We start from the raw sequence: 24,895 nt of genomic DNA, 5'->3' as shown, positions 1-24,895 counted from the left end.
TCAGTCTCCGATCGTCGCGGGGTGCATCGCGGCCTGCACCGCCTCCTCAAGCGCCCGCACCCTGTGGTCCGCGGTGTGTTCAGAGAGGGTGCGGTCGCGCGCCGCCTGGGCGATGCGGCGCAGCTCGGCATCACCGAGGCCGATCGCGGCCATCGCCTCCTCCGTGCTGCCGGCAACCAGCAGCTCGCTGCCCGGTGTGTAGAACTCCGCCAGCCCGTCCCAGGAATCCGTCAGGACCGGGGCGCCGCAGGCCGCCGCCTCGAACAACCGGCCGGAGGGGCACCAGCCCATCGCCGCCATGGCCCGGCGCGTGATATTCAGCGTGAGGCGAGAGGAAGCGAAGAAGGCCGGGTGCTCGGCCGGCGGCATGTGACGAAGAAACCAGATGTTCTCCGCCCAGGGGATTCTGGCGGATAGAGCGCCCCGCCGATGACGAAGCGGCGGGCGGGCAGGGCGCGCGCCGGCGCTACGAACAAGCGTTCCAGCGCCAGCTGCCGGTCGGCGGCATAGGTGCCAAGATAGGACAGGTCGGCGCGCAGACGCGGGTCGGGCTCGACCGGGCGATGCGCCTCAGGGTCGACGCTGCCATAGAGCGGTGCGACGCGCCGCGCCCCCAATTCATCGCGCAGGCGTTCCAGTGCCGCGCCGCCGGTGTAGCTCAGCACCAGATCGAAGCCACCGAGACCATCGGGCGGCAGGTAGGCCGGGCGGTCACCGGCGGCCAGGCGGTCCAGCGTTACCGGCGTGTCGAGATCGTAGAAGGCGCGCAGCCGCGCCGGGGAGTCGAGCACCAGTGCGGACGCCGCAACGCCATCCGGGCAGTAGGAGGTGACCATGGCGAGGTCGGCACCGCGCATCGCCAGCGCGGCGCGTGGCCGGACGGTGTCCCAGTCGGTGTAGAGCACGGTCTCCAGCCCTGCCATCGGCTGCAGGTCGCGCGTGTCGGCGTAGTAGGGCACGTCGCGTTCGAAGAAGGTGACGTGATGGCCGCGACGCGCCAGGGCGCGGCAAAGCGCGCGCCAGAGCGTCGCGTGGCCATTGCCCCAGGCGGAGGTGATGGTCAGGCCGAAGACGACGATCCGCATCAGGCGGCCGCCCTTGCCCCAGCCGCGTCTCGACCGCGCGCAGCGCGGGTCTCCTGCCGTGCCAGCCGGCCGATCAGCAGACCGAGCACAGCCGCCTCCTCCGGCCGCAGACCGGCTGCCGCCTCGCGCAGCTCCGCCTCGGCTTCTTCCCGCACCTGCTCCGCCAGGCTGCCATCCAGGTAGCAATCCAGCACGCCGGGATGCACATAGCACTTGCGGCAGATGGTCGGCGTGTTGCCCAGGCGCTGCGCGACCTGCTCGATCGCCCGCTTGACATTGCGCTTCGCCGCGGCCTCGGTGTCGAAGCGCTCGAACTCGCGCAGCGCGAGGGCAGCCAGCACCGTGCCCGCCCAGGTGCGGAAGTCCTTCGCCGTCACCTCGCTGTCCGCTATCTCGCGCAGGTAGTCGTTTACGTCGCCGGAATCGATGCCGTGACGCTCGCCCTCCTCATCGACATATTGGAACAGCTCCTGGCCCGGCAGGTCCTGGCATTCGCGCAGGATACGCGCGATGCGGCGATCGGCAATCTGCAGCTGCCAAGCCTTGCCGCTCTTGCCCTTGAAGGCGAAGCGCAGCTTGGCGCCTTCGACCGCGACATGACGGTTGCGCAGGGTGGTCAGGCCGTAGCTCCCGTTCTGTTTCGCGTAGTCGTCGTTGCCGACACGGATGAGCGTGGTTTCGAGCAGACGCACCACCGTGGCCAGCACCTTCCGACGCGGCAGGCCGGAAAGGGTCAGGTCCCGTTCCACCTGGTCCCGGATGCGCGGAAGGACGCGGGCAAACTCGACCATACGCCCGGATTTTGCCGCGTCCCGGGTCTCCCGCCAGCGTGGGTGGTACCGGTACTGCTTGCGGCCTTTCTCGTCACGGCCCGTCGCCTGAATGTGGCCATTCTCGCGCGGGCAGATCCAGACCTGGGTCCAAGCCGGCGGGATCGCCAACGCGCGAATGCGGCGTAGCGTAGCGGGGTCCTTCAACGCGCCGCCCTGCGGCAGACGGTAGCTGAACCCCTTGCCGATGCGCCGCCTGCCGATGCCGGGCGTCTCGTCTGAGACGTACCGCAGCGAAGCGGCCCTGGCCGCCTGCCGTGCATCCTGTGTACTGAGCGACGTTTCATCCGCGGCCATGGTGCTTCGGCATTCGCAGTGTGAGTTGCAGATCAACCCGGCGCGGCGGCGGTGGTTCCGGGCGAGGCATAGCGGCGGATCATCGCGCCGCAGAACTCGGCGAACTCGGCCGGCACCACGGGCGGGCTCGTGTGGTGCGGTGCGATGCCGCGATGCTCCGGCGTGAAGCAGAAGGTGACGGTGACATCGAACTCCTCCAAGGCCGCCATCTGCCTGTCGAACCAGGCGAGCGCATTCGGCCGGAAGCTGTCGGCCCATGAGAGGCCGGTGCGGAGGTGACGCACGCCGAGACGCCGCATCCAGGCGACGGCGTCGTCCAGCCGGTGGTCCTCGAAATGGAACCATTGGCAGAGCCCGAGCGCGGGCGCGTGGCGTGCGAAGGCTTCGAGCGAGGGCTTGGGCGAACCATCCTCCCGCAGCAGACCCATGTAGAAATGGCGGTAGTAGGAGGAGCCTTCGGCCTCGCGGTGGCGGGTCGTCGCTTCCCAGGCGCGCGGCAGGTCATAAAGACTGTACCAATGGATGCGCGGTGCCTTGCCGACCAGCAGTTCCGCGGTTCGCTCGACGCCCCAGGCCTGGACCTCCTCGGCCCCGAAAGAGGAGACGCCCACCTCGGAGACCCAGACCGGCAGGCTGGTCACCGCGCGGATCTCGTCGAGCTTTGCCGGCCATTCGCCGATCTGCCAGAGGTTCCAGTCGAGCGGGAATCCATGCACCGCGACGGCGTCCAGGTGGTTCAGCACGCCGCGGGCGTCTAGGTTGTTGATGAAGGCCGGGTCGATCGGCGAGATGCCGCCGAGGACCCGGGGCAGGGTCGGATGCGCCGCGCGGATCGCCTGGGCGGCGCCAGTCGCCATCTCGGCGAAGAGCCGCCAGTCGGGGTCGAGTTCAGGATCCCAATGCGACTTGTTGTTCGGCTCGTTCCAGATCATCGCGGCTTCGATCATGCGCGGATACCCCGGGCCGGATAGACAGCGCCGGCACCGGGCGGTGTGTCGGTCCGGCGGCAGACATAGACCTCTTCCTCCGGGTGGGACTCGATGGCAAAGCCGGCGCTGCGGAGCATGGCCTCGGCGCAGGCGCGGTTCGGCACCCACCAGTTGGTCTCGTCATGAGCATAGCGGTGCTCGATGAAATGAAGCTTCGGCCAGCCGGCATCGTCAAAGGGTGCGGTATCCCAAAAATCGAAGTCCTCACGCGGCGTGACTACCGCTTGCGCACCGCGCTGCATGGATTGAAAGACCAGCAGGTCGTCGGCCACGTGTTCGTGGATGAGGTCGAGGGCGAGCAGCGGGTGGCGGAGGTGGTACAGCACGCCCATGAAAAGCACGATGTCGAAGCGTTCTCCGATGTCTCCGAGGTCATAGACCGACATGGCGCGGAACTCGATCTCCTGGCCGGTGGCTTCGGCAGCGAAGCGGGCCTGGGCTAGGTAGTCCGGGTCGGAGTCGATGCCGAGCACGCGGGCGGCGCCACGCCGCTTCATCTCGATCGCGTAGAAGCCCCGTTGCATCCGATGTCGAGCACGCTTCGGCCAGTCAGGTCCTGCGGCAGGGCATGAGCGAAGCGGCGCCACTTGACCGATGGATAGTCACCAAGGAAGTGGTCCGGCGCGGTGCTGACGCCACCGAGATCGATGTTATGAAACCAGTTGCCCAGTTCGGCGGCGCGCCGGCGCAACTCCTCGGCCTGGATCCGCTGGTTCATGCAGTCACTCCCTGATTTATCCACAGAACCTTGCCCCCGTCCTCCCACAGCACCATCGCGCTGATGGATGCGGGGTCGATGTCGAGACGCATATGGGCGTCGAGTGTAAGGCCAAGGCACCAGAGCAACGCTGCCTTGATGATGTCCGCATGGCTGACGGCAACGACTTTGCCGTCCGGCAACGCGGCCCGCATCCGCTGGATGCCGGCGACGACGCGCGCCTGCGCCAGGTACATCGGCTCGCCGCCGGGTGGGCGTGCTTCGGATCGCTGGCTGTTCCAGCGCGACCAGGCGGGATCCCCCGCCAGATCGGCAAAGCTCGCCCCTGTCCACTCGCCGAAGTCGATCTCGTTCAAGGCGTCGCAGGGCCGCGCGGCCAGTCCGGATGCAGTCTCGATGGCGATCGCAGTTGCGCGGGCGCGGCTCATTGGACTCGTGAACAGCGCATTTGGCCGATGCGTGGCGAGCGCTGTGCCAAGCCGTGCCGCTTGGCCGCGTCCCGCTTCGTCCAACGCGACGCCCGGCATCCTGCCGCACAGCACCTTGCCCAGAAGCGGGTGGGCGGCGTGCCGGACGAGAAGGACGGTCGTCGCCATCGGGTCAGCCCTCGCCGGCGATGAAGCGCAGCGTGCGTTCCCTGGCTTCGGTATCGGTGGATTGGATCGGTGGCGATTTCATGAAGTAGCTCGACGGGCCGGTCAGCACGCCACCCTGGCCGCGATCGAGTGCCAATTTGGCGCAGCGCACCGCATCGACCACCACGCCCGCGGAGTTTGGCGAGTCCCAGACTTCCAGCTTCAATTCCAGTTGCAGCGGCACGCCACCGAAGCCGGTGCCTTCCATCCGGATATGCGCGAGATTTCCGGTCGCCCAGCCAGGGGACGAAGTCGCTCGGGCCTACGTGGATGTCACCCGGCGCGAATTCCCCGTCCATCTGGCTGGTCACGGCCTGAGTCTTCGAGATCTTCTTCGATTGTAGCCTTTCGCGTTCCAGCATGTTCAGGAAGTCGGCATTCCCGCCGAAATTGAGCTGGTAAGTCCGATCGAGCGAGACGCCACGCTCACGGAATAGATTGGTCAGCACGCGGTGGACGATGGTCGCTCCGACTTGGCTCTTGATGTCATCGCCGACCAGGGGAAGGCGTCGTGCCGCGAAGCGCGCCTGCCAGCCTGCATCGGAGGCGATGAAGACCGGAATGCAATCGACAAAGGCACACCCAGCGTCGAGAGCCTGCTCGGCGTACCATTCGGTCGCCTGCTGCGACCCGACTGGAAGGTAGGACACCAGCACCTCGGTACCCGTGCGGCGAAGGATCTCGGCGACATTCGCCTCCGCCGCGTCCGACTCTTTCACCTCGTCGCGCAGGTAGCGGCCGATGCCGTCAAGTGTGCGGCCACGCGCGACAGTCACGCCGAGCGGCTGCACCGCGGCGAACCGGTGGGTGTTGTTCGGCTGCGCCAGGATGGCCTCAGACACGTCGCGCCCGACCTTCGCCGTGGCGACGTCAAAGGCCGCGCTGATGTCGATGTCGGAGATCCGGTACCCACCGAGCTCCGGCCTGATGAGCCCAGGCACCTGATCCTGGGCATCACGGTAGTAGGTAAGGCCCTGCACGAAGGAGGATGCGCAGTTGCCGAGGCCGACGAGGCCGACCCGCACGCGTCTGGAACCCAAGGCTTGCCTCCCTCGCATCGGCGCGTAACCGCAGCTCCCACGCGGCTGCGATGGTGGGGGAACGCTACGCAACGCCCTTCGCCCCGCCGGCACGAAATGCGTCGCTGACAAATACAGGTGAGTACCGGTTCCGTCCCGGCGAGCTTTGCGTTCGCACTGAGCCGGGAGCCTTTGTTGCTCGTTGGCCGCAGGTGGGATGCCAAGCGCATCCTGGTTTTATGAGTCGGGGAACCGATCGACGTGGCGCGACCTCTGAAGAGGCGGCGTGCGCGGCGGGTGGATGGAACGGAGACGCCCTGGTGTCGGAATTGATTCTTCTCACGGGTGGTGCGGGCTTCATCGGACGCCACCTGACACGAGAACTGCTGGAGCGTGGCTATCGCGTGCGCGTGCTGGACAGCCTGCTCGACCAAGTGCATGGCGCAGATGCCAGCGTTCCGGCCATCGATCCCGACATCGACTTCCATCGCGGCGACGTACGTGATCCGGCAGCCGTGGCGCGTGCGCTGCAGGGAGTCGATGCGGTCGTGCACCTCGCGGCGGAAGTCGGCGTTGGGCAGAGTATGTATGCGGTTGATCGTTATGTCTCTGCCAACGACTGTGGCACGGCGGTATTGTTCCAGTGCCTTATCGACCATCCGGTGCGCCGGGTGGTCGTGGCGTCGTCCATGAGCATTTATGGGGAAGGTCTCTACCGCAGCGCTGCGGGGCATCTCGTCGAGGACGCCGTGCGGCAGGCCAGGACCAGCGCGTCCCAGCCGTGGGATCCGGTGGACGAGGCTGGTCGTCCGCTGCTTCCCCTGCCGACGCCCGAAGGCAAGCGTCCCGCGCTCGCTTCGGTCTATGCCATCACCAAATATGTGCAGGAACGGCTGACCCTGACCTTGGCACCGGCCTATGGGATGGAGGGTGTGGCGCTGCGCCTGTGGAATGTCTATGGGCCAGGGCAGGCATTGTCGAACCCCTATACGGGCGTGCTGGCGATCTTCGCCTCTCGCCTGCATAACGGGCAACCCCCGATGATCTTCGAGGATGGTCAGCAGCGCCGCGACTTCGTGCACGTCTCCGATGTCGCGCGCGCCTTCGTGCAGGCTCTCGAGCGGCCGGAGGCCGCAGGCGGCGTCTTCAACATCGGCAGTGGCGAGCATCGGACGGTGTCTGAAGTCGCCGAACTGCTGGCGCACGCTATGGGGCGCCGGGACATGGTGCCGGAGATCACCGGCAAGGCGCGCGCCGGCGATATCCGCCACTGCATCCCGGATATCGGCTTGGCGCGGCGGTCACTCGGCTTCGCGCCCGGCACTGAGTTCGTCGCCGGCCTAGCGGAACTCGCCGATTGGGTGGCGCGGCAGACCGCGGAGGATCGCGTGCATGAGGCGCGCCGCGAACTCGAGGCGAGAGGGCTGGTCGCGTGACGGGCAGCGGTCGTCCCATCCTGGTGACAGGCGGTGCCGGCTTCATCGGCGCGAATGTGGCGGACCGGCTCGCATCCGAAGGTCATGCGGTGCTGGTCTATGATGCCCTTGCGCGAGCCGGCGTGGCGGACAACCTCGCATGGCTCCGGCAGCGGCATCCAGGGCGGGTGATCCCTATCATCGCCGACATCAACGACGCGACGGAACTCACCCGAGCTATGGGTGAGGCCGATGCGGTGTTCCACCTTGCAGCGCAGGTTGCGGTGACCAGCAGCCTCGATGACCCCGCGGCGGATTTTGCGGTCAATCTGCGTGGCACGCTCGGCGTGCTGGAAGCCGCGCGTCGGCAAGATCGGCCAGTACCCGTCATCTTCGCCAGCACCAACAAGGTTTATGGCGACCTAGCGGATATTCCGCTCGGTCTGCAGGGTGAAGCCTATGTGCCGCATCCGGACGCGATCCGCCTGCATGGGATCGGGGAAGATCGGCCGCTCGATTTTCACACGCCTTATGGCTGTTCCAAGGGTGCCGCCGACCAATATGTGCTGGATTATGCCCGGAGCTTCGGCGTACCGAGTGCGGTCTTCCGCATGAGCTGCATCTATGGGCCGCTGCAGCGGGGCACCGAGGACCAGGGCTGGGTCGCGCATTTCCTGCTTCGCGCGCTGGCGCGGCAGGCGATCAGCATCTACGGTGACGGCTGCCAGGTACGCGATATCCTCTTCGTCGATGATGCGGTCGATGCCTATGTCGCGGCTTGGCGGCGGATCAAGGCAGTGCAGGGCAGGGCCTTCAATCTTGGTGGCGGGCCGGCGAATGCCGTGAGCCTGCTGCAGGTCATAGGCGCGATCGAGGAGACGATCGGCAGCCGTGTCGAGATCCGGCATGGCGCTTGGCGAGCCGGTGACCAGCGCTATTATGTTTCCGATACCCGACGGGCGCGGCAGGCATTCGGCCTCCCGGCTCCGAAGCCGTGGCGACAGGGATTGCAGGCGCTCGCCGCGTGGCTCTCCACAGAGCGCGTGCCGGCCGAGGCCGCGTCGCATGAGAGTGGCTCTGTGCAACGCGCCATGGAGCGTTGCTAGCAGCAGCTCTCTTGGTTGCCGGACCCCGCATCTGCCGCTCGAGCTCGGCCATAGCCGCGCGCTGCTTGAGGCAAATGGGCATCAGGTGGTGCTGGTGGATGCGCATATTTGCGACCTGCCGGTCGCCGAGGCGGCGGCTCGGTTGTCGCGTTCTGTGCCGACATGACGGTGGTAGCGACCGCGCTGACCTATTTTTTCTGGCGCTGCGCTCCGCCGGAGCTGCGCGTGCTCCGGCAATTCCTCTCGGCGCTCCGCGGGCCAAGCGGCCGCAGGGCGGTGGTAGGGCCACATGGCTCTGTGGCGCGGCGGGCAACGCTGCAGAAGCTCGGTGCTGATGTTGTCGTGCGCGGCGAATGCGAGGAGATCTTGCATCGGCTTGCCGGCACCGAGGAACCGATTACTGTTCCAGCGATCGCCTACCATCAAGGTGACGCAGTACGTGTGACCGGAGCCCCATATGCCGCCACCTTTTCCGATCTTCGGCGCTGCACTGGCCGGACGACTGGGTGCAGCAGCATCGCCTCCACGACCGCTTTGATTGCGACCCGACTGTGTCGAATGCCGAGGTCGAAGCCTCGTACGGCTGCCCGTACATCTGCTCCTTCTATGCCAGGATCGACTTCCGCGATGCCTGCCGCCGCGCGCGCTGCCGCCGCTGCTGGAAGAGGTCGATCGCTTGGCCGCACAGAAGGTGGGCTACCTCTACTTTATCGATGAGATCTCCCTGCCGCAATGTCTGCTGCTGGAGGCGCTGGTCAGACGCGGCCTGCAGTTCGGGATCGTGACCAGCATCGACCTTTGGAGGCCCGAGATGTTGGACCAGCCCGGCCAGGACGGTTGTGTTTCGATCGAGGCTGGGGCAGAAGCCCTAACCCCGGAAGGCCGTGCTGCACGCGACAAGAACTGCCGGATATCCACCGATGATCTTGCCGAGCGGCTGCTCTATGCCAAGCGTCGCGTGCCTTTCGTGCAGGCCAATCTGATCAAGGTGGCAGGCGATGACGCGGTGCCTCTTCATGCCTATCTGAGCTCGCCGGATTATCACCCGTTTCGGGGCATGCCGGATGACCAGGCCTGGAAGCGCGCGCACGAGTACTACCTCGGGCAATTCGACAGTCTGAGCGGTATCAAGGAGGATGGCGTCGCCTCGCTTCAGGTCTTCAGATCGGATTGCTGCCGATGACATCGGCGCCGCGGCTACGCCTGCTGATGAGCGTGGATGCGGTCGGTGGCGTCTGGACCTATGCGTTGGATCTCGCGGCTGGGCTGGCGCAACACCAAGTGGCGGTCGTGCTCGCGGTGCTGGGGCCGGCACCGGACGCAACCCAACGGGCGGCGGCCGAATGCATTCCCGGCCTTCGCGTGGTGCTGCTCGGGCAGCCGCTCGAATGGCTTGCCGGATCGGCGGCGGAGATCAAGGCCTCAGGCGTCGCGCTCGCTGCGCTCGCACAGGAGATCGCTGCCGACGTCCTGCACCTCAATACGCCGGCTCCGGCAGGAATGATGCGCTTCGACAGGCCATTGGTGATTGCCTGTCATTCCTGCCTGGCCACTTGGTGGCAGGTGATGCGCAAAGGACCAATGCCGGCGGATTTCCGCTGGCGTGCCGCCGTGGCGGCCGAGGGCTACCGATCGGCCGATCTGCTGGTTGCGCCATCTAGCTGGTTCGCCGCGGCAACGCGCGCCGCCTACGACCTGCCTGTGGCGCCGAGCGTGGTGTGGAATGGACGCCGCCAGGAGATCGCGGCGGGGTCGCCGGCTTTCACCCCTGCTCGCCTTCACCGCGGGCCGGCTTTGGGACGAAGGCAAGGCGGCGATGACACTAGACGCCGCCGCGGCGCGGCTGCCATTCCCGCTTCTAGCTGCGGGCCCCATCGCGGGACCGAACGGCGCCAGGGTCGAACTTCGCCACATGCAATCGATAGGTCGGCTCTCCACCTCGGAGATCGCCGCTATCCTCGCCACCCGGCCAGTATTCGTCAGCGCGGCGCGCTACGAGCCCTTCGGCTTGGCCGTGCTGGAGGCGGCGCAGGCCGGCTGTGCCCTGGTGCTTTCGGACACAACCGGCTTCCGCGAGTTATGGGATGGTGCTGCTGTCTTCGTCGCACCCGATGATGCTGCGGGTTTCGCGGCGACGGTCGAGTCTCTTGCCGATGATGCGGCCGGCGCGCCGCGCTCGGCGTTTCGGCACGGGAGCGGGCCGCTTGCTTCAGCCTGGACAGGCAGGTCGAGGGAATGCTCGCTGTCTATGAACAGGTGATCGGACGTACGGGAAGGGATGCCGCTGCGTGAGGCTGGTCTACGTTACCCACTCCATCGAGTCCTGCTGGAATCACGGGAACGCGCATTTCCTGCGGGGTGTGCTGGCGGAGCTGCAGGCACGCGGCCATGACGTGACCGCGCTGGCTCCGGCGCAGCCCTGGAGCCTCGACAACCTGCTGCGCGATCATGGCGAGGGCGGGCTCGACGCCTATCGCGCGGCTTATCCGGGCCTGCGGTCCGTGACCTACCGGGACGCGGACAGCCTGCTCTCCGGCATCGACGCCGCCGAGCTGGTGATTGTGCATGAATGGACCGAACCTTGGGTGATTGCGGCGATCGGCCGGGCACGCCGGGCCGGGGCGAGGTTCCGGCTGCTTTTCCACGACACGCACCACCGCGCCGTCAGCGACCCGGCAGCGATCCGCCGCTTCGACCTGCAGGATTACGACGCTGTGCTTGCCTTCGGCGAGGCCTTGGCCGCGGTCTATCGGCGCTGGGGTTGGGACCGCCGCGTCTTCGTCTGGCATGAGGCCGCGGACACACGGTTGTTCCATCCGCCTGCCCAGGAAGCGGCGCGCGAGGGCCTGGTCTGGATCGGCAGTGGGGCGACGACGAGCGGAGCGAGGAGCTGGAACAGTTCCTGCTGCGGCCGGCGCAGGAGGCCGGGCTGGCGCTCGACATTCACGGCGTGCGCTATCCTGATGCTGCCCTTGGCAAGCTTGCCGCGCATGGCGCCCGGTATCGCGGCTGGTTGCCGAATGCTCGCGCGCCGGAAATCTTTGCCCGACACTTGGCGACTGTCCATGTGCCGCGGCGCTTCTACGTCGATCTGCTGCCGGGTATCCCGACCATCCGTGTCTTCGAGGCGCTGGCTTGCGGCATACCCCTGCTCTCGGCGCCCTGGGAGGATGCGGAGCGGCTTTTCCGCCCTGGGCAGGATTACCTGATCGCACGCGACGAAGCGGCGATGCTGCGGCACATGCGGGCGGTCCAGGCCGATGCTGGCCTGCGCGCTGCTCTGGCGTCGAGCGGACTGGAGACCATCCGCGCTCGCCACACCTGCGCCCACCGCGTTGACGAGTTGCTGGCCATCGCGGCACGACTTCGGCATGCCGGAGGAGGCCGGCGCATGAGGATCGCCTTCTACGGATCGAGCCTGCTCTCGTCCTACTGGAACGGGGCGGCGACCTATTACCGCGGCATGCTGAGTGCGCTGCACCGCCGCGGCTACCGCGCGACCTTCTACGAGCCCGATGCCTTCGACCGCCAGCAGCACCGCGACATCGCGCCGCCGGACTGGGCGGAAGTGCGGGTCTATCCGGCAACCGAGGCGGCGCTCCGCGAGGTGGTGGCCGAAGCGGCGCGAGCGGACATCGTGGTCAAGGCGAGCGGGGTCGGCGTGTTCGACGATGCGCTGCTGCAAGGCGTCATGGCGGCGGCGGCGCGGCCGGAGGTGATCCGGATCTTCTGGGATGTCGACGCGCCGGCGACGCTGGCCGAACTGGCGGCGGCATCCGACCACCCGCTGCGCCGCACGCTGCTGCCGGAGCTCGACCTGGTGCTCGACCTATGGCGGCGGCCCGCCGGTGGTGCAGGCCTATGAAAGCTTCGGCGCGCGGCGCTGCGTACCGGTCTACAACGCGCTCGACCCCACCACGCACCACCCGGTGCCGGCCGAGCCGCGCTTCACCGCCGATCTCTCCTTCCTCGGCAATCGCCTGCCGGACCGCGAGGCGCGGGTGGAGGAGTTCTTCCTGCGGCCCGCCGCCGCGCTGCCGGACCGTCGCTTCCTGATCGGCGGGAATGGCTGGGGCGACAAGGTGATGCCGGCGAATGTCCAGCCGATCGGGCATGTCTACACGCGCGAGCACAACGCCTTCAACACATCCCCGCTCGCGGTGCTGAACATCGCCCGCGACAGCATGGCGGCGACCGGCTTCTCTCCCGCCACCCGGGTCTTCGAGGCCGCCGGCGCCGGGGCCTGCCTGATCACTGATGCCTGGGTCGGGCTGGAGCTCTTCCTCGATGCCGGGACCGAGGTGCTGGTCGCCCGCGACGGCGCCGAGGTAGCGGCCCAGTTGGCAGGGCTGACGCCGGAGCGGGCGCGACGAATCGGCGAGGCGGCCCGGGCCCGCATTCTGGCCGAGCATACCTATGAGCGGCGCGGGGTGCAGGTGGATGGCCTGCTGCGCGAGGTCGCGGCGCGGAAGCGGGCGGCATGAGCGCTCCGCCGCTGAACCTCGTGGTGCTCGGCCTCAGCCTTTCCTCAGCCTGGGGAAATGGGCACGCGACCACCTATCGGGCCTTGCTGAAGGCCTTCGCCGCACGGGGGCACCGCGTGCTCTTCCTCGAACGCGAGGTGCCCTGGTATGCCTGTCACCGCGACCTGGCCGCGCCGGACTACTGCGCTCTCGGATTCTATCGCGACCTCGACGGCCTGCAGCGCTGGCGCCGGAGGGTTGCGGCGGCGGAATGCTGTGGTTGTCGGCTCCTTCGTGCCGCAGGGCGTTGCGGTCGGCGATTGGGTGCAGGAGGTAGCGGCGAGGCATCACCGCCTTCTACGAGCATCGACACGCCGGTGACCCTGGCCAAGCTGGCGCGGGGCGACGAGGAATACCTCGCGGCGCGGCAGATCCCGGGCTACGACCTCTATCTCTCCTTCACCGGCGGCCCGACCCTGGCGCGGCTGGAAGCGCAGTACGGATCGCCAGCGGCCCGCGTCCTGCACTGCTCGGTCGACCCGGATGCCTATCCCGCGCGGGCGGCACCGCGCAGCTGGGATCTCAGCTATCTCGGCACCTATAGCGACGATCGCCAGCCGATGCTGGAGGCGCTGCTGCTGGAGCCGGCGCGGCGAGGCGCCGCAGCTGCGCTTCGTCGTCGCCGGGGCACAGTACCCGGACGGCATCGCCTGGCCGCCGAACGTAGAACGGCTGGAACATGTCCCGCCTGCCGAGCACCCGGCCTTCTACGCCGCCAGCCGTTTCACCCTGAACGTGACGCGGCAGGACATGGTCCGGGGCGGGGCATAGCCCCAGCGGTGCGGCTCTTCGAAGCCGGCGCCTGCGGCACCGCCGGTCATCTCCGACGCCTGGGACGGGATCGAGACGCTGTTCCGGCCGGGCGCGGAGATCCTGCTCGCCGAGCGCGCCGGGCAGGTGCTGGACATCCTGCTCGGCTGGCCGGACGCCGCCCGCGACGCCGTCGCGCGGGCGTTCCGCGCAAGGGTTATGGCTGATCACACAGCGGCGCATCGCGCGGCGGAACTCGAGGCGCATCTGCTCGCGGCCAGGCGCCGCGCGCATCGACCGGCAAGGGAGCAGGCGCCCACCTGACCAACCAGCCTGTGCGGCCTCGCCGCCGCACTACCGGGCGGATCCCGGGCACAGGCTGCTGACCTGCGTGTGCGGCCCCGTAACCTGCTGCATCTGGCGGAGCGCGCCGCGGCGGGCTTCCTACGGGCCCAGACCAGCGAGGACCATGGCGACCCGGCAGTGCATCCCCAGGCCGAGACCTGCTGGGGCAATATCAACCCGACCGGCCCACGCGCCAGCTACGACGAGGGCAAGTGCGGCGGAGACGCCGGCCCTCGACGATGTCGCTGCCTTACCTCTCCGGGCGCTGTCCGGCGACCCCGTCGCCATCCATGGCGTCGACAGCCGGACCAGCTCCTCCTGCTCTGTCGACGACCTGCTGGAAAGCCTGCGCCGGCTGCAGGTGCTGGGCTGGGCGCCGCGGCTCAGGGCGGGAAATTGGCTGCGAAGCACGATCGCCTGGTTCGCGCAGGACCAGTCCATGGCCGCCGCGATCCGTCCCGCGGCGCATGACGCGCATCCATGCTTCGCCAGCGGCCTTGTCCCGCTGCCTGGGGCCAATGCCGCTCCGCGCCCAGCGGGGTTGATCCCGCGGATCAACCCCGCTGGGCGCGGTGACCGAGCGCTGCTCGGCCGGCTTCGCCGCCCGCGCCAAGTTGCCGGCGGTGCTGACCAGCGCGACATGCGAAAAGGCCTGCGGAAAATCGCCCACCTGCCGGCCGGCCTTCGGGTCGTATTCCTCGGCCAGCAGGCCGACATCGTTGCGCAGTGCCAGCAGCCGCTCGAACAGCGCCCGCGCCTCGTCTCGCCGGCCTAGCATGACGTAGTTGTCCGCCAGCCAGAAGCTGCAGGCGAGGAAGGCGCCCTCGCCGGGTGGCAGCCCGTCCTGGGCCTTGCTGGTGTCGTAGCGGCGGACGAAGCCGTCCTGCAACAACTCCCGCTCGATCGCCGCGACGGTGCCGGCGATGCGGGGATCGCCCGGTGGCAGAAAGCCGACCAGCGGGATCAGCAGCAGGCTGGCATCCAGCTGCGTCGCGCCATAGGACTGCACGAAGCTGTTGCGGCCGGTATCAAAGCCGCGGCGGCAGACATCGGCGTGGATGCGGTCGCGCACCGCGCGCCACTGCGCCAGCGGCCCCTTGAGGCCGAATTCCTCGATGCCACGCACCGAGCGGTCCAGCGCCACCCAGGCCATCACCTTGGAATAGGTGAAGTGCCGGCGCGGCCCGCGCACCTCCCAGATCCCCTCATCGGGCTGGTCCCAGAGGTCGACCAGGCGGTTGGTCAGTGTCCGTTCCAGCCCCCAGGCATCGTCATTCGGCGGGATGCCGGCGCGACGGGCGTGGTGCATGGCGTCCAGCAACTCGCCATAGACGTCGAGCTGCAGCTGGCCGGCGGCGGCGTTGCCGATGCGCACGGGCTTGGCGCCCTGGTAGCCCGACAGGAAGGGCAACTCGCACTCCTCCAGCCGGCGCTCCCCGGCCAGGCCATACATGATCTGCAGCTTGTCCGGGCTGCCGGCGACGGCGCGCAGCAGCCATTCGCGCCAAGCCGCAGCCTCGTCCACATAGCCGCCGCCCATCAGCGCCAGCAGGGTCAGGGTCGCGTCGCGCAGCCAGCAGAAGCGATAGTCCCAGTTCCGCGTGCCGCGCAGCTGCTCGGGCAGGGAGGTCGTGGCGGCGGCGACGATGCCGCCGGTCTCGTGATGCGCCAGCGCCCGAAGCGTGATCAGCGAACGGCTCACCGCCTCAGCCCATTCGCCGCCGGTCCTGCTGCGTTCTGACCAGGCCCGCCATTCGGCGGTTTCCTCGGCCAGCACCGCCTCGGCCGTCACCCTGGCCGGCAGCGGGCGGAAGGACGGGGTCCAGGTCAGCACGAAGGGCACCGTCTCGCCGGCCGCGACCTCGAACTCGGCCACAGTCGTCATGCGCTGGCCATGCAGCGGCACGCCGGTGTCGAGCAGCAGCCGGTCCGGCCCGGCTATGGCGCGCAGCCGCCCGTCCTCGAGCCGTGAAACCCAGGGGATGTCGCGGCCATAGTCGAAGCGCATGGCAAGATCCATCCGCATCGCCAGCCGGCCCCGCTCGCCACGCACCAGCCGGACGATGTCCGTCGCGCCGTCGCGCCGGTGCATGCAGTCGATCAGCGTCACCGCGCCGTCCGGGCTTTCGAACCGCGTCTCCAGCACCAGCGTGCCGGGGCGGTAGCAGCGGGTGACGCGCGCCGCCGGGTGGCAGGGAGCGATGCGCCAGCGGCCGTTCTCCGCATTGCCCAGCAGGGCGGCGAAGCAGGCCGGGCTGTCGAAGCGCGGCAGGCAGAGCCAGTCGAGGCTGCCGTCGCGGCCGACCAGCGCCATGGTTTCGCGGTTGCCGATGACCGCGTAGTCCTCGATGCGGAGCGCCATGTCAGAGCGTGAAGTCGATGACGGTCTTGATGTCGTCCGGCCGGCGCGTCACCGCGGCGCGCCATTCGTCGAGCCTCTCCCGCCGCGTCACCAGCCGGGCAAGCCAGGCGCGGTCCGCCTTGGCCAGCGCCTCGGCCGCGGCGCGGTAGTGGCGGAGATTGGCGTTGACGGCGCCGAACAGCACCTCGTTGCCCAGCACCATCTGCCGCTCCAGCGTGCCGGGATCGGTGCAGAGGCGCTTCGAGCCGGCGGAGACACCGGCCAGGCAGCAGATGCCGGCGGGCGCCAGTTGCTGCGCCGTCTCCATGACCAGGGCCGGCACGCCGGTGCATTCCAGCACCACGTCGGGGTGGAAGGGCAGGTCGGCGACCCGGCCGGTATGGTAGGTGGCGCCGATGGCGCGCGCCGCCTCCGCCTGCACGCCCTCGCGCCGCGCCAGCACATGCACCTCGAGCCCCCGCTGCGCCGCCATCAACGCCCCCAGCAGGCCGATCGGCCCGGCGCCGGTCACCAGCACGGTGCGCGGGGCCCAGCGGGCGCGCAGGCCGATATGCGCGATATGCTCCCAGGCCTTGGCCAGGATGCTGGCCGGCTCCATCAGCACGCCAAGCGGCTCGAGGCCGCGATCGACCGGTACCAGGAATCCCGGCTCGATCCGGAAGCGCTCGGCGGCGAAGCCGTGCCGCTGCTTGATGCCGCGCTCGGTGTAGCGGCCGTTGCGGCACATGTCCCATTCGCCCGCGCCGCAGGCGAGGCAGGGCACCGGGTCGGGCCGCCGCACCACGCCGGCGACCAGGTCGCCCCGGCTGAAGCCGCTGCCGACCGGTGCCTCAAGCACCTCGCCAAGCGATTCATGGCCGATGATCAGCCGCTCCTCGCCCTCGGGGGCCCAGCCGTAGTCGCCGGCCAGGATCTCGGTATCGGTGCCGCAGACGCCGACCGCCAGGGTCCGGACCAGGACGGAACCGTCCGTCTCGGGCGGCTCCGGCATCTCCACCACCGCGCCGGAGTCAGCCCGCCCGGGGATCACCGTCAGTGCCCGCATGCTCGAATTCCCTTGCCCCGAGACGCGGACAACGCGGCGCGGCGGTCTTTCGTTCGCCTGGCTCAACCAGGGTTCACATCCGGGTCAGGCAGCGCCCGCCCGGAACACGGCTATGCGGAACGGGACCCGCCAGGGGTTCCCCTCGGCGCCGGGGTTCCGTACCAAGTTCCGCATGCGACGTCGGACCCTGCTGCTTGCGGCCCCTGCCGTTCTTCCGTTGCCCGCCCTGGCGGCGCCGCGCCGCCCGGCCCTCGGGCTGCGCCGCCTCGGCGATCCGCCATGCCGCGACCGGGGCCCGCTTCGCCGGACCCTGGCATGACGGCCGCGCCGCCGACCCCCGGGCGATGGCCGACCTGTCCGAGGTCCTGGCCGATACCGCACCGGCGCCGTGCTGCCCTTCGACCCGGCGGCGATCGAGGTGCTGTGGAGGTGGCGCGGCGGGCCGGGCTCGGCGGCGAGATCACCATCCTGTCCGGCTACCGCACGCCGGAAACCAACTATGCCGTGCATGGCGCCGGCGACAGCCAACACCTGCGGGCCGGGGCAGTCGACGTGATGCTGGCGCCAGGACCGGCTGCCGAGGCTTCGCCGAGCAGGCGATCCTGCTCGGCCGCGGCGGCGTCGGCGTCTACACGGCGCGCAACTTCGTCCATGTGGACAGCGGCCCGGTGCGGCGCTGGGGCGATGTGCCGGGCGAGCTGGCCGGGTTGCCCACGGCCGCCGGGGCAAGCCGCGCACCCGGCTGAACCTGACCTTCGACCCGCTGGCCAGCATGGCCGAGGCCTGGGGCAAGACCCGGATCAGGTAGGCTCCGCCCCGGACGGCGCCGTCCATTCCTGCCAGAGCAGCGCCAGCGCCGCCATGATCGCCGGGCCGAGGAAAAGGCCGAGCAGCCCCCAGGTCTCCACCCCGCCGAGGATGCCGAGCAGCACCAGCAGGAACGGCAGGCGGGTGGCGCCGCCGATCAGCGCCGGGCGGAAGACGTGGTCGGCGACGAAGACCACCACCATGCCGAAGCCGAAGACCGCCGCGCCGGCGGTGACCGCGCCCTGTGCCGCAAGCACCAGGGCGGCGATGCCGAAGACCAGCGGCGCGGCGAAGGGGATCATCGCCGCCAGCGCCGTCACGGCGCCCAGCAGGGTTGGGTGCGGCACGCCGGCCACCGCATAGGCAATACCGAGCAGCACCCCTCCGCCAGCCCGACGAGCACCAGCCCGTCCACCGTGCCGTGCACGGAGGCCACCATCTGCCGCGCCACCCGCTCCCCGGCCGGGCCGAGCAGCCGGGCGCTGGCGCGCAGCGACTGGGCCACCAGCGCTTCCCCGTCGCGGAACAGGAAGAACAGGGTCAGGATGGCGAAGCCGAACAGCACCGCCCGGTGCGCCAGGTCGGCGCCGAGCTGGCGGCCGGTCTCGAGCAGCCCGGCATTGTCGAGCCGCGCCAGCACCTCCTTCGCGCCGCCGGGATCGGCCAGGTTCTCCTGCCACCAGGCGCTGGCCTGGGCGCCGAGATAGGGCAGGGTGGCCAGCCAGTCGGGCGCCGGCAGACCGCTGCGCTGGGCTTCCTGCACCCAGCGCAGCAGGGCGCCGGCCTCGCGCCCCGCCTGGATCGCCAGCAGGCCGAGCGGCAGCAGGAAGAGCAGGGCGATGGCGGTGGCGAAGAGCGCCGGCAGCAGGATGCCGTGGCCCCGGACAGGGATGCGCCGCCGCACGCGTCGATAGAGCGGCCAGACGGCGATTGCCAGGATCACCGCCCATGCCAGCGCCGGCAGGAAGCCGTGCAGGGTCCAAAGGCCGAGCAGCACCAGGCCGAGGGCGACCGCGACGCGCGCGCGCGCGCGGGCCGCGCCCGGCCATGGACGGGGCTGGCGGCGGGTCCGGCAAGCCGGCGATGTCTGGGCTCATGCAGGCTCCTGTGAAGTGGGACCGCATGCCAACGCGCGGCCGGCGCCTGCCCGCGGCGGATACACCCAGGCGTGAATCGCCTGGCCGCGGGCCAAGGCTTGCCGCGCGGCGGCGCCCGAGTCGCGGCAGCATCGGGCCGATCTGCCGCTGCCAGGCCCGGCCGCGCGGCGGCCGCCCATCCGCCGGCATGGCTGACGGGCCAAGGATTTTCCGCGAGTCGCGCGCCGCGGGGCGCGGCCGTCGCACATTCCTGCAGCCCGGACGCAACGAGACGACTGACGCCGCACGATCTTCTCGCTATGAGGCGAGGACTCGCAGGGAGGTCATGCCTATGTCGAAGAAGTTCCTCACCGACGTCATCGTCCAGTCCACCGAGATGCCGGCGATCGCCGCCAACCGCCTGGCCGCCGACCTGATCGCCGCGATCAAGACCGAGATCACCGGGACCGGCCGCTTCACCCTGCCGGATTTCGGCTCCTTCGTCGTCAAGGAGACCCCGAAGCGCACCGCGATGAACCCGCGCACCGGCGAGAAGGTGGCGGTGAAGGCCGGCGCGACCGTGCGCTTCAAGGCCAGCCCCTCGCTGAAGGAAGCCGCCCTGGCCGGCATGAAGAAGGCGAAGAAGAAGGCCAAGGCCTGGAATCCAGGCGGCCCCGGCGCGAGCCGGGGCCATGCAGGCCGCGCCGGGCGGCCCTGTCGCGGGCCGCGCCGCCCAAATCAGATCCGATAGGCCTGGCGCGCTAGCAAGCGCCAGCTGCCGCCATCCTTGGTCCAGACCTGCAGCACGCCGATCTTGACCGGCGTGACCTTCCCGGCCGGGTCCACCGTCTCACCGGTGAAGAGGTGCCGGACGATCGCCTCATCCGAGCTGATGCCGATGGTCTGCTCGGTCAGCTTGATCTTGCGGAAGGCGTTGGCGCGGCTTTCGAGATTGGCGATGAACTGCGCCTTGTTCTCGATCTCGCCCGGCGGAATGCCCGTAGCTGAGCGCGGGCGAGGTCAGTGCCTCGAGCTTCGGCCGGTCGACCGCGATCATCGCCTTGGTCAGCGCCTCGACCGCGGCGGCGACCTGGGCCTGGTCGCCGGACTGGGCCCGGGCCAGGGCCGGTGCGAACAGCAGCGCAGCGGCGCCCGCGGCGGCCATGCGGCGGCGTGCGAGATTCATGGCGGTCTCTCCCTCGGTTCTTGCTTCAAGTGGCCGGGAAAGCCTAAGGCGCCCGCCCGCGCGCCGTCCACCGTGCGATGGCGCAGAGGCTTCCACCGGCCGCCGCCGCGCGGCATGGTCGCGCCGTGGCACCCAACCTTCCCTCGAAGCGCTTTCCGACCGGCAGGCGGCGATCCTCGACCTGGCCCGCGGCGCCGGGCGCGTCGGGGTCGAGGACCTCGCCGGGCGCTTCGGGGTCAGCGCCCAGACCATCCGGAAGGACCTGAACACGCTTTGCGACCGGCGGCTGCTGGCGCGGCAGCATGGCGGGGCGATGCTCGCCTCGGGGGTCGAGAACCTTGGCTATGCCGCGCGTCGGGCGCTGGCGCATGCCGAGAAGCGCCGCATTGCCGCCCGTTGCGCCGCGCTGATCCCCGACGGGTCCAGCCTGTTCATCAACATCGGCACGACGACCGAGGAGGTGGCGCGCGCCCTGATGCATCACCGCAACCTGCTGGTGGTCACCAACAACATCCATGTCGTTTCCATCCTGCTGCCCTGCGAGGGCGTCGAGGTGGTGGTCGCCGGCGGGCCGGTGCGGCGCTCGGATGGCGGCATCGTCGGCGAGGCGACGGTCGACCTTGTGTCCCGATTCAAGCTCGACTTCGCGGTCATCGGCGCCTCGGCGCTGGATGAGACGGGCGGGCTCCTCGACTACGACTACCGCGAGGTGCGGGTGGCCCGCGCCATCCTCGGCAATGCGCGGCAGGCGATCCTGGTGGCGGATGCCGGCAAGTTCGAGCGCTCCGCCCCGGTGCGGATCGGCCATGTCTCCCGCGCTTCCATTGCGTGGTGATGGACCGCGCCCCGCCGGCCGGCTTCGCGGCCGCCTGTCAGGCCGCGGGAACCCAGCTGGAACTGGCCGGGTCGGCTGAGGATGAAATTCTAACCGAAACCGGAGGCCTGGAAACCGAAACCCCCTAAGGCGCGATTGAGGTTCGAATTTTTCACTTGAGCTTGCGTTTCGCCCTCGGGCAGGATGCGGGCCGCGTCCAGGGAACGAGATCGTGTCGGCATCGGGCAAGGGCCAGGTCCAGGATCTCCTCGTGATTGGCGGCGGGGTGAACGGCTGCGGGATCGCCCGCGACGCCGCGGGGCGGGGGCTGTCGGTCACCCTGGTCGAGAAGGGGGACCTTGCCGGCGCTACCTCCTCCGCTTCCACCAAGCTGATCCATGGCGGGTTGCGGTACCTGGAGTACCGCGAGTTTCGCTTGGTGCGGGAAGCGCTGATCGAGCGCGAGGTTCTGCTGCGCGCCGCGCCCCATATTGTCTGGCCGTTGCGCTTCGTCCTGCCGCACCACAAGGGGCTGCGGCCCTGGCCGGTGCTGCGGCTCGGCCTCTTCCTCTACGACCATCTCGGCGGCCGGCGCATCCTGCCGCCGACCCGCAGCCTCGACCTGCGCAGCGACCCGGCCGGAGCCCGCTGCAGCCGGATTACCAGCGCGGCTTCGAGTATTCCGACTGCTGGGTCGAGGATGCACGGATGGTCGTGCTGAACGCCCGCGACGCCGCCGACCGTGGCGCCTCCATCCTAACCCGCACCCGCTGCGTCCTCCGCCCGGCGGGAGGCCGGCCTGTGGCACGCGACCCTGCGGGACGAGGAGACCGGTGCGCCGACCGAGGTCGCGGCGCGCGGCCTGGTCAATGCGGGCGGCCCCTGGGTGACCGAGGTGCTGGGCGGCGTCGCCGGGCAGAACACCCCGGCCAAGGTACGGCTGGTCAAGGGCAGCCACATCGTCACCCGCAAGCTCTACGACCACGACCGCTGCTACATCTTCCAGAATGCGGATGGCCGGATCTGCTTCGCCATCCCCTATGAGGAGGACTTCACCCTCATCGGCACCACCGACGAGGAATTCACCGGCGACCCGGCCGATGCGGCGATCTCCGAATCCGAGACCGAATACCTTTGCCGCGCCGTCGGCGGCTATTTCCGCCGCCCCGTGACGCCGGCCGACGTCGTCTGGAGCTATGCGGGCGTCCGGCCCTTGTATGATGATGGCGCCAGCCGAGCGCAGGAAGCGACCCGGGACTATGTCCTGACGCTGGATGCGCGGGAGGGGAGGCACCGTTGCTCTCGGTCTTCGGCGGCAAGATCACCACCTACCGACGGCTCGCCGAGGCCGCGCTGGCGAAGCTCGGCCCGCATGTTCCCCGGATGGGCAAACCCTGGACCGCCGGTGCCTCGCTGCCCGGCGGCGACTTCCCCTGGGATGGCGCCACGGCCCTGGCGGCAGCGCTGCGCGAGCGCTTCCCCTTCCTCGAGCCCCGGCTGGCGCGCCGGCTGGTACGACAGTACGGCACCAGAGCGGAGCGGGTACTGGGCGACGCGCGCAGCATGGTCGATCTGGGCCAGGATTTCGGCGCCGGGCTGACGGCGCGCGAGGTGGAGTGGCAGATGCGCGAGGAGTGGGCCCGCGCCCTGGCCGACATCCTCTGGCGCCGCAGCAAGCTGGGCCTGCGGATCGATGCCGCGGGCCAGGCCGCGCTGGCGGCGCATATGGCGGCCGCGCCGGCGCAGAGGGCAGCCGAATGAGCATCGCGCTCGAAGGCCTCGGCCTGTCGGCGGCGGGGCAGGTGGTGCTGCATCCCGTCACGCTGGAACTCGGCCCCGGCCTGCCCAACGTCCTGCTCGGCCCGACCGGCGCCGGCAAGACCACGCTGCTGCGGCTGCTGGCCGGGCTCGACCGGCCAAGCGAGGGGCGGCTGCTGGCCGAGGGGCGCGACGTGACCAGCCTCGACGTGCGCAGGCGCAGCGTCGCCATGGTCTACCAGCAGTTCATCAACTACCCCGCCTTCACGGTGTTCGAGAACATCGCCGCGCCGCTTCGCGTGGCCCGGCTGCCGAAGGCCGAGATCGAGGCGCGGGTGCAGGAGGCGGCGCGGCTGTTGCGGCTGACGCCCTATCTCGCGCGCAAGCCGCTGGAACTCTCGGGTGGTCAGCAGCAGCGCACCGCGATCGCCCGCGCCCTGGTCAAGCGCGCGCCTGGTGCTGATGGACGAGCCATTGGCCAACCTGGACTACAAATGCGCGAGGAGCTGCGCGAGGAGTTGCCGAAGCTCTTCGCCGAGAGCGGTAGCGTCTTCGTCTATGCGACGACCGAGCCGGCCGAGGCGCTGCTGCTCGGCGGCCGTGTCGCCACGCTGTCGGAGGGATGGGTCACCCAGTTCGGCATGGCGGGGGAGGTCTTCCGCCGCCCCGCTGACCTCGCCACTGCCCGGGTCTTCTCCGACCCGCCGCTGAACGAGGCGCCGGCCCGCATTGAGGGCGGACGGCTGGCGCTGGCGACCGGCGAGGCGCTACCGGTCCCGGTCGGCGGGCTGCCGGACGGGCCCTGCACCATCGGCATCCGCGCGCACCAGCTCTCGCTCGACCCGCTGCCCGGCGCGGTGCCGCTTCCGGCGGTGGTGCGTGTATCGGAAGTTACGGGGTCGGAGAGCTACGTGCATCTCGATGTCGGCGCCTTTCCCTGGGTGGTGCTGGCGCCCGGCGTGCGAAGGCCGGAGCCGGGCGAGGCGGCGACGATCTGGCTCGACCCGCAGCGCTGCCTGGTCTTCGGCGCGGATGGCCGCCTGGCCGCCGTCGCCGCCCTGGCGGAGGCCGCCTGATGGCGCGGATCGGCTTCGAGAGGCTGGCGCAGCGCTACCCCGGTAGCCCCGCCTATGCGCTGCGTCCCATGGACATGGTCTGGGAGGATGCCGGCGCCTATGCGCTGCTCGGCCCCTCAGGCTGCGGCAAGACCACCTTGCTCAACATCGTCTCCGGCCTGCTGCGGCCGACCGAGGGGCGGGTGCTCTTCGACGGCCAGGACGTGACCGCGCTGCCGACCGAGCGGCGCAACGTGGCACAGGTGTTCCAATCTCCCCGTGGTCTACGACACGATGACGGTGCGGGAGAACCTAACCTTCCCGCTGCGCAACCGGGGGTCTCGGCGCGCGAAGCGAACATGCGGGTGGAGCATGTCGCCGGGCTGCTCGGGCTCGGCGCGATGCTCGACCGCCGCGCCCGCAACCTCGGCGCCGACGAGAAGCAGAAGATCTCGCTGGGACGCGGGCTGGTGCGCGGCGACGTCGCCGCCATCCTGTTCGACGAGCCGCTGACAGTCATCGACCCGCACCTGAAATGGGAGCTGCGGTCGCGGCTGAAGAAGCTGCACCGCCAGGTGCCGGTGACGATGATCTACGTGACGCATGACCAGACCGAGGCGCTGACCTTCGCGGACAGAGTCGTGGTGATGTCGGAGGGCGAGGTGGTGCAGGTCGGCACGCCGGAGGCGCTGTTCGACCGCCCGGCGCATAGCTTCGTCGGGCACTTCATCGGCTCGCCCGGCATGAACTTCCTGGCCTGCGCGATCGAGGGGCGGGAAGCGGTGCTGCCTGGCGGCCACCGCATCGCCCTGCCGCGTGCCTATGCGCCGCTGCCGGGCCGGGTCGAGCTCGGCATCCGCCCGAATTCGCCACCCTGGCGCGGGAAGGCCTGCCGGTCGCGCTGAAGCGCGTCGAGGATCTCGGCCGCCGCCGCATCGCGCGCGTGGAGCTGGACGGCCAGCCCGTCGCCGCGACCCTGCCGGAGGGAATGGCCGTGCCGGCCGAGCCCCGCCTCGCGCTCGATGCGGCGCGGGTGCTGGTCTATGCCGATGGCCGGCTGGCGGCAGGGGAGGGCTGAGC

Annotated in this window: 22 protein-coding genes and 7 pseudogenes; 16 read left to right on the top strand and 13 right to left on the bottom strand. The window is 69.7% G+C overall.

The annotated features are described in order from the left end of the window. Genes ACQ86J_RS05760 through ACQ86J_RS05725 form a run of 8 tightly spaced genes read right to left on the bottom strand, consistent with a single transcriptional unit; the run spans position 1 to position 5,579 of the window. Positions 1-369: a glycosyltransferase family protein gene (locus tag ACQ86J_RS05760; RefSeq protein ID WP_431270369.1), complete on the bottom strand. Its 369-nt coding sequence runs from the start codon at positions 367-369 to the stop codon at positions 1-3. Beyond that, positions 318-1,085, bottom strand: a complete 768-nt coding sequence (locus ACQ86J_RS05755) for a hypothetical protein (RefSeq protein ID WP_431270368.1) — start codon at positions 1,083-1,085, stop codon at positions 318-320. Before ACQ86J_RS05755 ends, ACQ86J_RS05760 begins: the two co-directional genes overlap by 52 nt. Continuing rightward, positions 1,085-2,212, bottom strand: coding sequence for a DNA topoisomerase IB (locus ACQ86J_RS05750; protein WP_431270367.1), 1,128 nt, complete (start codon positions 2,210-2,212; stop codon positions 1,085-1,087). The genes ACQ86J_RS05755 and ACQ86J_RS05750 overlap by 1 nt, the downstream gene beginning before the upstream one ends. A gap of 32 nt (positions 2,213-2,244) precedes the next feature. Next, positions 2,245-3,159, bottom strand: coding sequence for a beta-xylosidase (locus ACQ86J_RS05745; protein WP_431270366.1), 915 nt, complete (start codon positions 3,157-3,159; stop codon positions 2,245-2,247). Beyond that, the gene (locus tag ACQ86J_RS05740; RefSeq protein WP_431270365.1) at positions 3,156-3,698 is read right to left on the bottom strand and encodes a methyltransferase domain-containing protein; all 543 of its coding nucleotides are present in this window, start codon (positions 3,696-3,698) and stop codon (positions 3,156-3,158) included. Before ACQ86J_RS05740 ends, ACQ86J_RS05745 begins: the two co-directional genes overlap by 4 nt. After that, a complete protein-coding gene (locus ACQ86J_RS05735) occupies positions 3,695-3,919 on the bottom strand; it encodes a hypothetical protein (protein WP_431270364.1) in 225 nt (74 codons plus the stop codon). The genes ACQ86J_RS05740 and ACQ86J_RS05735 overlap by 4 nt, the downstream gene beginning before the upstream one ends. Further along, positions 3,916-4,446: a histidine phosphatase family protein gene (locus tag ACQ86J_RS05730; RefSeq protein WP_431270363.1), complete on the bottom strand. Its 531-nt coding sequence runs from the start codon at positions 4,444-4,446 to the stop codon at positions 3,916-3,918. Before ACQ86J_RS05730 ends, ACQ86J_RS05735 begins: the two co-directional genes overlap by 4 nt. Then, a complete protein-coding gene (locus ACQ86J_RS05725; protein ID WP_431270362.1) occupies positions 4,344-5,579 on the bottom strand; it encodes an inositol-3-phosphate synthase in 1,236 nt (411 codons plus the stop codon). Before ACQ86J_RS05725 ends, ACQ86J_RS05730 begins: the two co-directional genes overlap by 103 nt. Before the next feature lie 314 nt (positions 5,580-5,893). On the opposite strand from ACQ86J_RS05725, the gene ACQ86J_RS05720 reads away from it, so the two are divergent. The 9 genes and pseudogenes from ACQ86J_RS05720 (at position 5,894) to ACQ86J_RS05680 (ending at position 13,691) form a co-directional block, all read left to right on the top strand. Further along, entirely contained in the window at positions 5,894-7,009 is a 1,116-nt protein-coding gene (locus ACQ86J_RS05720) for an NAD-dependent epimerase/dehydratase family protein (protein ID WP_431270361.1), read from the top strand. Further along, on the top strand, positions 7,006-8,094 hold the full coding sequence (locus ACQ86J_RS05715; RefSeq protein WP_431270360.1) for an SDR family NAD(P)-dependent oxidoreductase: 1,089 nt from the start codon (positions 7,006-7,008) through the stop codon (positions 8,092-8,094). Before ACQ86J_RS05720 ends, ACQ86J_RS05715 begins: the two co-directional genes overlap by 4 nt. Before the next feature lie 676 nt (positions 8,095-8,770). Continuing rightward, the gene (locus tag ACQ86J_RS05710; protein WP_431270359.1) at positions 8,771-9,277 is read left to right on the top strand and encodes a hypothetical protein; all 507 of its coding nucleotides are present in this window, start codon (positions 8,771-8,773) and stop codon (positions 9,275-9,277) included. Continuing rightward, positions 9,274-9,762, top strand: a pseudogene (locus ACQ86J_RS05705) (glycosyltransferase family 4 protein); the annotation flags it as partial. The gene ACQ86J_RS05710 and the pseudogene ACQ86J_RS05705, both read left to right, overlap by 4 nt. 55 nt (positions 9,763-9,817) lie before the next feature. Then, positions 9,818-10,354, top strand: coding sequence for a glycosyltransferase (locus tag ACQ86J_RS05700; RefSeq protein WP_431270358.1), 537 nt, complete (start codon positions 9,818-9,820; stop codon positions 10,352-10,354). A 28-nt stretch (positions 10,355-10,382) separates the two neighbouring features. Further along, positions 10,383-10,838, top strand: a pseudogene (locus ACQ86J_RS05695) (glycosyltransferase); the annotation flags it as partial. A gap of 206 nt (positions 10,839-11,044) precedes the next feature. Then, the gene (locus tag ACQ86J_RS05690; RefSeq protein ID WP_431270357.1) at positions 11,045-11,959 is read left to right on the top strand and encodes a glycosyltransferase family protein; all 915 of its coding nucleotides are present in this window, start codon (positions 11,045-11,047) and stop codon (positions 11,957-11,959) included. Continuing rightward, positions 11,943-12,578: a CgeB family protein gene (locus ACQ86J_RS05685; RefSeq protein ID WP_431270356.1), complete on the top strand. Its 636-nt coding sequence runs from the start codon at positions 11,943-11,945 to the stop codon at positions 12,576-12,578. The genes ACQ86J_RS05690 and ACQ86J_RS05685 overlap by 17 nt, the downstream gene beginning before the upstream one ends. A gap of 522 nt (positions 12,579-13,100) precedes the next feature. After that, positions 13,101-13,691, top strand: a pseudogene (locus ACQ86J_RS05680) (glycosyltransferase family protein). Between the two features lie 271 nt (positions 13,692-13,962). Here ACQ86J_RS05680 and ACQ86J_RS05675 read toward each other — a convergent pair. After that, a complete protein-coding gene (locus ACQ86J_RS05675; RefSeq protein ID WP_431270355.1) occupies positions 13,963-16,074 on the bottom strand; it encodes a glycoside hydrolase family 15 protein in 2,112 nt (703 codons plus the stop codon). A gap of 1 nt (position 16,075) precedes the next feature. Further along, the gene (locus ACQ86J_RS05670; protein ID WP_431270354.1) at positions 16,076-17,119 is read right to left on the bottom strand and encodes a glucose 1-dehydrogenase; all 1,044 of its coding nucleotides are present in this window, start codon (positions 17,117-17,119) and stop codon (positions 16,076-16,078) included. A gap of 279 nt (positions 17,120-17,398) precedes the next feature. On the opposite strand from ACQ86J_RS05670, the pseudogene ACQ86J_RS05665 reads away from it, so the two are divergent. Further along, positions 17,399-17,641: pseudogene (locus ACQ86J_RS05665) on the top strand (hypothetical protein); the annotation flags it as partial. 278 nt (positions 17,642-17,919) lie between these two features. Here ACQ86J_RS05665 and ACQ86J_RS05660 read toward each other — a convergent pair. Beyond that, positions 17,920-18,923: pseudogene (locus ACQ86J_RS05660) on the bottom strand (AI-2E family transporter). Positions 18,924-19,354: 431 nt separating this feature from the next. On the opposite strand from ACQ86J_RS05660, the pseudogene ACQ86J_RS05655 reads away from it, so the two are divergent. Further along, positions 19,355-19,618: pseudogene (locus ACQ86J_RS05655) on the top strand (HU family DNA-binding protein); the annotation flags it as partial. A 122-nt stretch (positions 19,619-19,740) separates the two neighbouring features. Here the strand turns inward: ACQ86J_RS05655 and ACQ86J_RS05650 are convergent. Together ACQ86J_RS05650 and ACQ86J_RS05645 are read right to left on the bottom strand one after the other, a co-directional pair. Beyond that, entirely contained in the window at positions 19,741-19,962 is a 222-nt protein-coding gene (locus ACQ86J_RS05650) for a nuclear transport factor 2 family protein (RefSeq protein ID WP_431272307.1), read from the bottom strand. Then, positions 19,883-20,188, bottom strand: a complete 306-nt coding sequence (locus tag ACQ86J_RS05645) for a hypothetical protein (RefSeq protein WP_431270353.1) — start codon at positions 20,186-20,188, stop codon at positions 19,883-19,885. Before ACQ86J_RS05645 ends, ACQ86J_RS05650 begins: the two co-directional genes overlap by 80 nt. Between ACQ86J_RS05645 and ACQ86J_RS05640 the strand changes: the two genes are divergently transcribed. From ACQ86J_RS05640 to ACQ86J_RS05620, 5 genes and pseudogenes are all read left to right on the top strand, one after another. Continuing rightward, complete coding sequence (locus ACQ86J_RS05640) at positions 20,187-21,023, top strand: DeoR/GlpR family DNA-binding transcription regulator (protein WP_431270352.1); 837 nt, start codon at positions 20,187-20,189, stop codon at positions 21,021-21,023. The two genes, ACQ86J_RS05645 and ACQ86J_RS05640, sit on opposite strands and share 2 nt — an antisense overlap. A 208-nt stretch (positions 21,024-21,231) precedes the next feature. Further along, positions 21,232-22,763: pseudogene (glpD, locus tag ACQ86J_RS05635) on the top strand (glycerol-3-phosphate dehydrogenase). After that, on the top strand, positions 22,760-23,836 hold the full coding sequence (locus tag ACQ86J_RS05630; protein ID WP_431270351.1) for an ABC transporter ATP-binding protein: 1,077 nt from the start codon (positions 22,760-22,762) through the stop codon (positions 23,834-23,836). The pseudogene glpD and the gene ACQ86J_RS05630 overlap by 4 nt, the downstream one beginning before the upstream one ends. After that, positions 23,836-24,720: an ABC transporter ATP-binding protein gene (locus tag ACQ86J_RS05625; protein ID WP_431270350.1), complete on the top strand. Its 885-nt coding sequence runs from the start codon at positions 23,836-23,838 to the stop codon at positions 24,718-24,720. Before ACQ86J_RS05630 ends, ACQ86J_RS05625 begins: the two co-directional genes overlap by 1 nt. Before the next feature lie 38 nt (positions 24,721-24,758). Further along, the gene (locus ACQ86J_RS05620; RefSeq protein WP_431270349.1) at positions 24,759-24,893 is read left to right on the top strand and encodes a hypothetical protein; all 135 of its coding nucleotides are present in this window, start codon (positions 24,759-24,761) and stop codon (positions 24,891-24,893) included. The last annotated feature ends 2 nt before the right edge of the window (positions 24,894-24,895 follow it).

Source organism: Dankookia sp. P2 (genome assembly GCF_050632255.1).
Taxonomy (GTDB): domain Bacteria; phylum Pseudomonadota; class Alphaproteobacteria; order Acetobacterales; family Acetobacteraceae; genus Paracraurococcus.
The sequence above is the reverse complement of the archived record's forward strand: the minus strand, read 5'-3'. Positions and strand labels throughout refer to the sequence as shown.

Coding starts and splice junctions, on each gene's coding strand:
- ACQ86J_RS05760 (WP_431270369.1), bottom strand. CDS start 369: ATGCCGCCGGCCGAGCACCCGGCCTTCTTCGCTTCCTCTCGCCTCACG.
- ACQ86J_RS05755 (WP_431270368.1), bottom strand. CDS start 1,085: ATGCGGATCGTCGTCTTCGGCCTGACCATCACCTCCGCCTGGGGCAAT.
- ACQ86J_RS05750 (WP_431270367.1), bottom strand. CDS start 2,212: ATGGCCGCGGATGAAACGTCGCTCAGTACACAGGATGCACGGCAGGCG.
- ACQ86J_RS05745 (WP_431270366.1), bottom strand. CDS start 3,159: ATGATCGAAGCCGCGATGATCTGGAACGAGCCGAACAACAAGTCGCAT.
- ACQ86J_RS05740 (WP_431270365.1), bottom strand. CDS start 3,698: ATGAAGCGGCGTGGCGCCGCCCGCGTGCTCGGCATCGACTCCGACCCG.
- ACQ86J_RS05735 (WP_431270364.1), bottom strand. CDS start 3,919: ATGAACCAGCGGATCCAGGCCGAGGAGTTGCGCCGGCGCGCCGCCGAA.
- ACQ86J_RS05730 (WP_431270363.1), bottom strand. CDS start 4,446: ATGCCGGGCGTCGCGTTGGACGAAGCGGGACGCGGCCAAGCGGCACGG.
- ACQ86J_RS05700 (WP_431270358.1), top strand. CDS start 9,818: ATGGACGCCGCCAGGAGATCGCGGCGGGGTCGCCGGCTTTCACCCCTG.
- ACQ86J_RS05675 (WP_431270355.1), bottom strand. CDS start 16,074: ATGGCGCTCCGCATCGAGGACTACGCGGTCATCGGCAACCGCGAAACC.
- ACQ86J_RS05670 (WP_431270354.1), bottom strand. CDS start 17,119: ATGCGGGCACTGACGGTGATCCCCGGGCGGGCTGACTCCGGCGCGGTG.
- ACQ86J_RS05640 (WP_431270352.1), top strand. CDS start 20,187: ATGGCGGTCTCTCCCTCGGTTCTTGCTTCAAGTGGCCGGGAAAGCCTA.
- ACQ86J_RS05645 (WP_431270353.1), bottom strand. CDS start 20,188: ATGAATCTCGCACGCCGCCGCATGGCCGCCGCGGGCGCCGCTGCGCTG.
- ACQ86J_RS05630 (WP_431270351.1), top strand. CDS start 22,760: ATGAGCATCGCGCTCGAAGGCCTCGGCCTGTCGGCGGCGGGGCAGGTG.
- ACQ86J_RS05625 (WP_431270350.1), top strand. CDS start 23,836: ATGGCGCGGATCGGCTTCGAGAGGCTGGCGCAGCGCTACCCCGGTAGC.